Annotated in this window: 5 protein-coding genes; 3 read left to right on the top strand and 2 right to left on the bottom strand. The window is 64.7% G+C overall.

Annotated features, from left to right (window positions below):
* Window positions 1–629: 629 nt before the first annotated feature.
* The gene (locus AQJ30_RS24590) at window positions 630–992 is read right to left on the bottom strand and encodes a hypothetical protein (protein ID WP_067237928.1); all 363 of its coding nucleotides are present in this window, start codon (window positions 990–992) and stop codon (window positions 630–632) included.
* Window positions 993–1,088: 96 nt separating this feature from the next.
* Between AQJ30_RS24590 and AQJ30_RS24585 the strand changes: the two genes are divergently transcribed.
* From AQJ30_RS24585 to AQJ30_RS24575, 3 genes are all read left to right on the top strand, one after another.
* Window positions 1,089–1,706 (top strand): hypothetical protein, encoded by a 618-nt coding sequence (locus AQJ30_RS24585; RefSeq protein WP_159052384.1) that lies wholly within the window; start codon window positions 1,089–1,091, stop codon window positions 1,704–1,706.
* Between the two features lie 105 nt (window positions 1,707–1,811).
* On the top strand, window positions 1,812–3,185 hold the full coding sequence (locus tag AQJ30_RS24580) for an AlbA family DNA-binding domain-containing protein (protein WP_067237922.1): 1,374 nt from the start codon (window positions 1,812–1,814) through the stop codon (window positions 3,183–3,185).
* 62 nt (window positions 3,186–3,247) lie between these two features.
* A complete protein-coding gene (locus tag AQJ30_RS24575; protein WP_067237919.1) occupies window positions 3,248–4,558 on the top strand; it encodes an AlbA family DNA-binding domain-containing protein in 1,311 nt (436 codons plus the stop codon).
* A 167-nt stretch (window positions 4,559–4,725) separates the two neighbouring features.
* Here AQJ30_RS24575 and AQJ30_RS38515 read toward each other — a convergent pair whose 3' ends face one another.
* A complete protein-coding gene (locus AQJ30_RS38515; protein ID WP_159052383.1) occupies window positions 4,726–5,625 on the bottom strand; it encodes a hypothetical protein in 900 nt (299 codons plus the stop codon).
* Window positions 5,626–6,013: the final 388 nt, after the last annotated feature.

The raw sequence follows: 6,013 nt of genomic DNA, 5'->3' as shown, positions 1-6,013 counted from the left end.
GCCTGTCGGCTCTTCAGTTGGCCTGGCGGCCAACTACGGGCCTGACGGCCCGTAAGGTGACACGTCGTCATGCCTGGCGGCATGACTGTGTGTTGGGTGGGTTGGCCCTAACGGGCCAACAGGAACGGATAAGGGCGGGGCCTGGCGGCCCCGCTGTCGTACGTTTGGGGTGTCATGCCTGGCGGCATGACAGTTAATTGGAGTGGTTGGGGGTTCCCTGCCCTGGCGGGCAGGGGTTGAGTTGTGTGTCGGCGCCTGCAGCGCCGTGATGTCGTAAGGATTTGTTGGACAGTTATCCGGTTCCCCTCCCCTCTTGATGTCGGCCGGCTGCTGCGGGTGTCCGGCCCTGGCGGGCCGACAGAGCGGGGTGAGGCGGGGCCTGGTGGCCCCGCGGCGTGTCTGCCGGTCTGTCCAGTTCCTTGCGGTGCCCCGCTGTCGCGGGGCACATCTTGGTTGGTTTTCGGGGGCGTTGTCAGACCGGGCGTGTAGGTTCCCGGAGTTGTTGGCCCGTCTGGAATGGCCCCGAATACCACTGGTGGGGCGTGGAGGGGTGATGAGCTGTGCCTGAAAGTCAACACATTGCCGCTCGGAGGTAGACCTGCGGGATCAGCGCCGGGAGATCGAGTCCGTCAGGCTGGGCGTAGCGGGCGCAGTAGGTGCGCATCACGGTGCAGGCGCCGGCAGAGGGAATCGGTGGCCGCCATTTCATCGCTGTCAGGCTCGTGGTTCTTGATCCACCAGGTACTCGTCTGCATCAGGTTCTTGAAGCGCCCTGACGGGCCCTTCGTGAACTGGCTTTCGAAGCCCTGCTCCAGTAGCCGGGGCAGGACGACGGCCACACCCAGGTCGGTCTGATCGGCAGGCGGCCCAAAACGCAGAGACTCGATCAACTCGACATTCAGCACCCACGGCTCGGCCCAGTGATCTTCACTGCTGAAGAACGCTTCACCCTCGCCACCCGGCCCCCAGGTTGTGTTGTGGTCCGTGTACATCGTCCGCTGCAGACGGCTCGGCGACCAAGGCGGAGACCGCATCAGGCTGTGCCATCGGCGCTGGCGCTGTGTGTCTACAGGGGTACCGTGCTGCGTATGGCAGCTGCGGCCCCAGTGCCCCACAACCTCACCGGGCTTACGTTCTTCATCGACACACACATCATCGATGCCATGGACGAGGCCACGTTGTGCCTGAAACATCTGGGTGATGAGGGGTGGATCGATCTCCAGCGCACCGATGCCATGGACACAGAGCTTGCTGATGCACCCGAGGAGAAGTGGGAACGGCTCACGGAGGCCAGTGCCGGGTACCCGGAGGCGCTCGGGCCGATGGTCTGGGGTCAATCCCGCTGGGATTCCTCCGTCTTCGGCAGCGAGGAGGATCGCATCCGTCTGGATGATGCGTTCGCCATCCTGTTCCCGAACGCGGACCGGGCGACCGCCCGGGACAATCACATCCGTGACGCCATGCACGTCTCCACGGCCATCCGGTATGGCGGGTATGGATTCATTACGCGTGAGCGACGTCTGCTGAACAAGGCGCCTGCGATCGCCGCGCGGTTCCCCGGGTTCCGGATGTGGTCGCCGGAAGCCGCCCTCGCCGAGGCGGCTGCCCGCATCCGGGGCCTGCGGGAACTCCACCGCCGCGAACCGAACCGTGGTGACCTGCCAGCGTGGCCTGCGGAGACCGACCTCCCCCGGATACCGGAATAGCTGGAGCTGCTACCGGTACAAGCCGCCCCCCAGCACCCGCGGATACTCCGCCGTCCTTGTGGCTTGCGCACCTCAACTGCGAGGTGTCGGCAGTAGGGTCGGCGCATGGTGATGCGACTGCGCAGGCTCGAAGATCTGCTCGGTAGACGGCTCGATCAGGTCGACTACAACATCCTGGCCGATCTGGTGGGCAACGCCGAAGCTGCCGAAAGCGAGGACCTCGACTACAAAAAGGAGCACTATGGCGCGGACGACAAAGGCCGCGAGGAACTGGCCAAGGATGTCGCCGCCTTCGCAAACCACACGGGCGGCCTCCTCGTTCTCGGGATGGCCGAGGACAAGGGTGTGCCCAGCAAGGTGTTCGACGTCGACCTGGACGACCGCCACGTCCGGCACATCCGGCAAGTCATCGCGAACAACACCGCGCCGCGCGTTCCCTACGAGACCATCCGCGTTCCCAACCCTGACGCTCCAGACACCGGCTTCCTGCTGCTCGCGGTGCCCCGCAGTCCCTACGGCCCACACGCCGTGACGGCTCCCCCCACCAAGCCCTCCAAGGACACACTGCGCTTCCCCCGACGCGGCAGCAGCAAGACCGAATGGCTGACCGAGACGGACATCGCCACCGCCTACCGCGCTCGCTTCACGGCGGCCGCCGAACGCGACCAACGCCTGGCCGACGTCGAGGAAGACCTCGTCGATGCCCTCGCCGACCGCGCCACGCCCCACCTCGTCGTCGCTTTGGCCCCCGAAGCACCGGGCGACATGGTCATCGACTCCGCTCGCTTCGCCCGCTACCAGGACGAGATTCAGCGCGCGGAGCTCTATCTCGGCCAGGGGCACCGCACCTTCGTGCGCCCAGCTGTCGGCCCGCGACGGCTCATCGTGACGGAACCTGCTGGCGACCGCGCCGCCCGGGTCGAACTGCACCGAGACGGTAGCGCTGTCATCGGGCTGGGTCTGCACACTCACCAATCATGTATGCGCGGCAACGATGTCGACCTGCAGTTCGTCGAACCCGGCGACGTCGTCTACCAGTTGCTGTGTGCTCTGCCCTTCCTCGCCGGGCACGCACGCGATCGTGCTGGAGCGAGCGGGACCGCGCTCGTCAAGGCCGCCCTCGTAGCGGACATGGCAGAGCATCCGGCGCGGAGGATGGCCATCGACCTGGACCGACCTGATGCGCTCCCGTTCCGCGTCGACCCATTGGATCCCGGCTCCGGACAGCGCGCCCAATTCAGCACGCAGACCTGCCAGTACGCCGAGGCTCACGCCGCCGTGATTCTGGACGACGTAGTCGATCAGGGGCGCGGTCTACTAGAGGCGACCGCGGCGCTGGCCGACGAACTGCTCCAGGCTTTCGGTTATCCCGAAACCGGCCTCATCACCCGTGCCGGCGAACTCCGTCCCGACAGGTTCAGCTCTCGCAACGCCGGAGCCGTCGCCGCTTGGGCGCGGCGGCAGCGCCTGCTGTCCTGACGACCTGCAGGTAATCGAGAGTTGGACAGCACGGCCGCCCCTTGGGGATCTACTCTGCTCGGATGGCGCGTTCATGGACACGGCTGCACGAGTATCTCGGCCATCCGCCCGGACCGGTGACCTACGACATGGTCGCCGAGGCCGTGCGGCGGAAACTCGGCGAGAGCGACGATCTGGACTGGAAAGAGGCGCTGCCGGCCGAACCCAGGGTCAAGGGAGAGTGGAACGAGTTCGCGAAGGACGTCGCCGCCATGGCCAACACCCGAGGCGGCCTCCTCGTCTACGGCGTGAGCGACGCCATCGAGAGAGTCGGTATTGACCTGGACAAGGTCAACGACAAGCAGCTCGGCCAGTGGCTACGTGTGCATCTTCAGCCCACCGTGAGCGGCGTCAGCTACCTCAAACTGCCAGCGACCGATGGCAGCGGTAAGGACCTCCTGGTCGTTGACGTTCCGGCCAGCGAGATGGCGCCCCACTTCCTTTACGGATGGCAGCAGAAGGATAAGGACAGGACCACCTTCAACGCGCCCTACCGGCACCGAGACGACACGGACTACATGTCCGAGTATCAGGTTGCGCTCGCCTACCGGGGCCGTTTCGCCCGCCAGGACGCCGCGGATGCGGCCTTGAACCAGCACATGCGGCACACCACCGAGCTTGTCCTCGGGGAGTCGGAGAACCACGCCGCCGCGTGGCTGGTCGTAGCCGCACGCCCCACACGCCCTATCCCCCGCATGGTGCCAGCGTTGTCACGCGCGCAGGCGCAGCACGTCATGTCCCAGAGCTCGAAGCGGGCTGCGAGCCTGCTCGCCAGTGCCATCCCGATGCCGCGCCTCCTGGGTCCGCAGCTCTTCCCTCATCTCCTCGACAACAATCCGCGTAAGGGCCTGCGGCGCTGGGTGGACACCAACATGCTCGTCCCGGCACGAGCCACCCACCGGTGTCGCATACTGGTGGAACTGCATCACGACGGCACAGTCGTCACCGCCGTGGACCTCTCCCACAGCGCCTCGCCGTATACGGGCGTCGGGGAAGGGGAAGGGGACGTGTGTCTGCCTGTGGCAGCGTGGGTGCTCATCAGTGCCGCCTTCGAGACCGTGTCCCTCGTCCACGAACATCGGCTGGCTCTGCACGCGGGCACTCCCATCGACCTGTGTGCCGCCCTGGAGTCCGGTGGCGGCTTCCGCTTCGTTCCCGTCGTCGTTGGTCATCGGCGCCCTGAAATAGCCGAGTGGGCACGGCAGCCGCGGACGATACAGCCCGCCCACACCGAGTTGGCTCCCTTCAGCGACGACCAGGCCCTCATCGCAGCGGCTACCGATCTTGCAGAAGGGTTGCTGCACCAATTCGGCATGGACATCCTGCAGACCTGAGAAGCTACCGTCCATGCTATAGGCGGCTTCGCCAGGGCGCAGTCAGGCTTTTGGCTGAATCCTCGGACCAGCCTGGCCCAGACTCCGGACCAGTCCCTGAAAGTTACTGACATAATCCGGCGGCGAGGGTAGGGCCGGGTATAGCGAAGCTGGTGTTCAGTTGCGATTCAGGACGTATCTTTTGCGAATGTTCCTGTGGGGCCCGGTCCCCAAACGTCGGCGTCAGTCGCATAGGGGCCGTTGAATACGAGGTCGTCCCCCTTCCCGTCTTTTGATACAGTCCGTTTCTTTGGAGTGGCGTCGGGAGCGACGTTGTACTCGAACTGAAGGGACCAGTTGCACGACCGGGTGGTTGAGTTGGGCAGTACCTTGAGGTACGCAGGCGTTTCGTTTCCTCCCAGGGCAATGGCCTTGTCGAAGGGGATGCCCGCTTGGGAGTCCTGAGCGGTCCCGTGCAACAGCGGGATAGCGGAAAGCTTCGAGTCGAGTTCGAAGTAGACGTCTTCCCAACCGGTTAAACCTCCTTGCATTAGGCTGATGTAGGTCTTCGCTCTGGAGGTCCAGCATTTACCTACCTTCGCATATGTATCCGTAATGGAGACAGCCGCCTGACGCTCGCTGGTGAATTGGAATCGGTAGCCGTTCGCGTCGCCGTCAGCCCTTCTTCCGCCCGCCTTGCGTACAAATTCCCATACACGATCGGCATTCTCTACGGAAGCTGGCATCTTCTCAAGTTCGGACTCCTCTGCGGGAGTTAGCCTGCGGTCTATTTCCCAGCTGGTCCACGGATTCTTATCGCTCAGTGCAGGAGTGACCGTTACATCAAACGCGGGCTTGCTCGCGTCGACCCTTTCGTTTGCGTCATCCTGCACCTTTGCGCTGTCGTCGGCGAAGACGTTTGCGATCCACAGCCCAATGAGACTGGCTACTGCGGTTCCTATCAAGAAGATGGTCAGGGCTACGCCCGCCCGTACGGAGATCCATCTCCTATCCGATCCGCCTTCCGGCCGCTCTCCAACCGCAGCACGTATGGCTTCACTTCCAGCCCTTGCGGCGCCGTCAAGCATGCGCCGGGACGCTGCGGATGGCGCGGGGTCGGTCGACGGAGAGGGCTCCGGTGCCGGGCTGTGCGGAGCGCCGGAGGGTGGGAGTGCCGGTGATGGTTCGCTGTCAGGTCTTGGCTCGGGCGTTTCCGGCCCGCGGGCTGGGTCCAGCCGGGCATCTCCGTCACTCATGTCGAACTCCCCCTCCATCAGCAGTAGTTAGACGATGCTAGAGGAGATCTTGTCGGCTACTGCCGATAATGCGGCATTTCTGCCACTCGGCGGGCTTGTGCGTGCTGCCAGCAGATACGCCTATACGAAGACCCGGAGAGCATCGCTAGCGACGCCGAGAAGCCGTGGCGTAGTAGGCACGTTGACAGGCGCCTACGCATCCGCAACGCCGGGCTGGCCT

It is taken from the genome of Streptomyces longwoodensis (genome assembly GCF_001514125.1).
Classification (GTDB): domain Bacteria; phylum Actinomycetota; class Actinomycetes; order Streptomycetales; family Streptomycetaceae; genus Streptomyces; species Streptomyces longwoodensis.
This window is presented reverse-complemented; position numbering and strand designations above follow the sequence as displayed.

Coding starts and splice junctions, on each gene's coding strand:
- AQJ30_RS24590 (WP_067237928.1), bottom strand. CDS start 992: ATGTACACGGACCACAACACAACCTGGGGGCCGGGTGGCGAGGGTGAA.
- AQJ30_RS24585 (WP_159052384.1), top strand. CDS start 1,089: ATGGCAGCTGCGGCCCCAGTGCCCCACAACCTCACCGGGCTTACGTTC.
- AQJ30_RS24580 (WP_067237922.1), top strand. CDS start 1,812: ATGGTGATGCGACTGCGCAGGCTCGAAGATCTGCTCGGTAGACGGCTC.
- AQJ30_RS24575 (WP_067237919.1), top strand. CDS start 3,248: ATGGCGCGTTCATGGACACGGCTGCACGAGTATCTCGGCCATCCGCCC.
- AQJ30_RS38515 (WP_159052383.1), bottom strand. CDS start 5,625: ATGCTTGACGGCGCCGCAAGGGCTGGAAGTGAAGCCATACGTGCTGCG.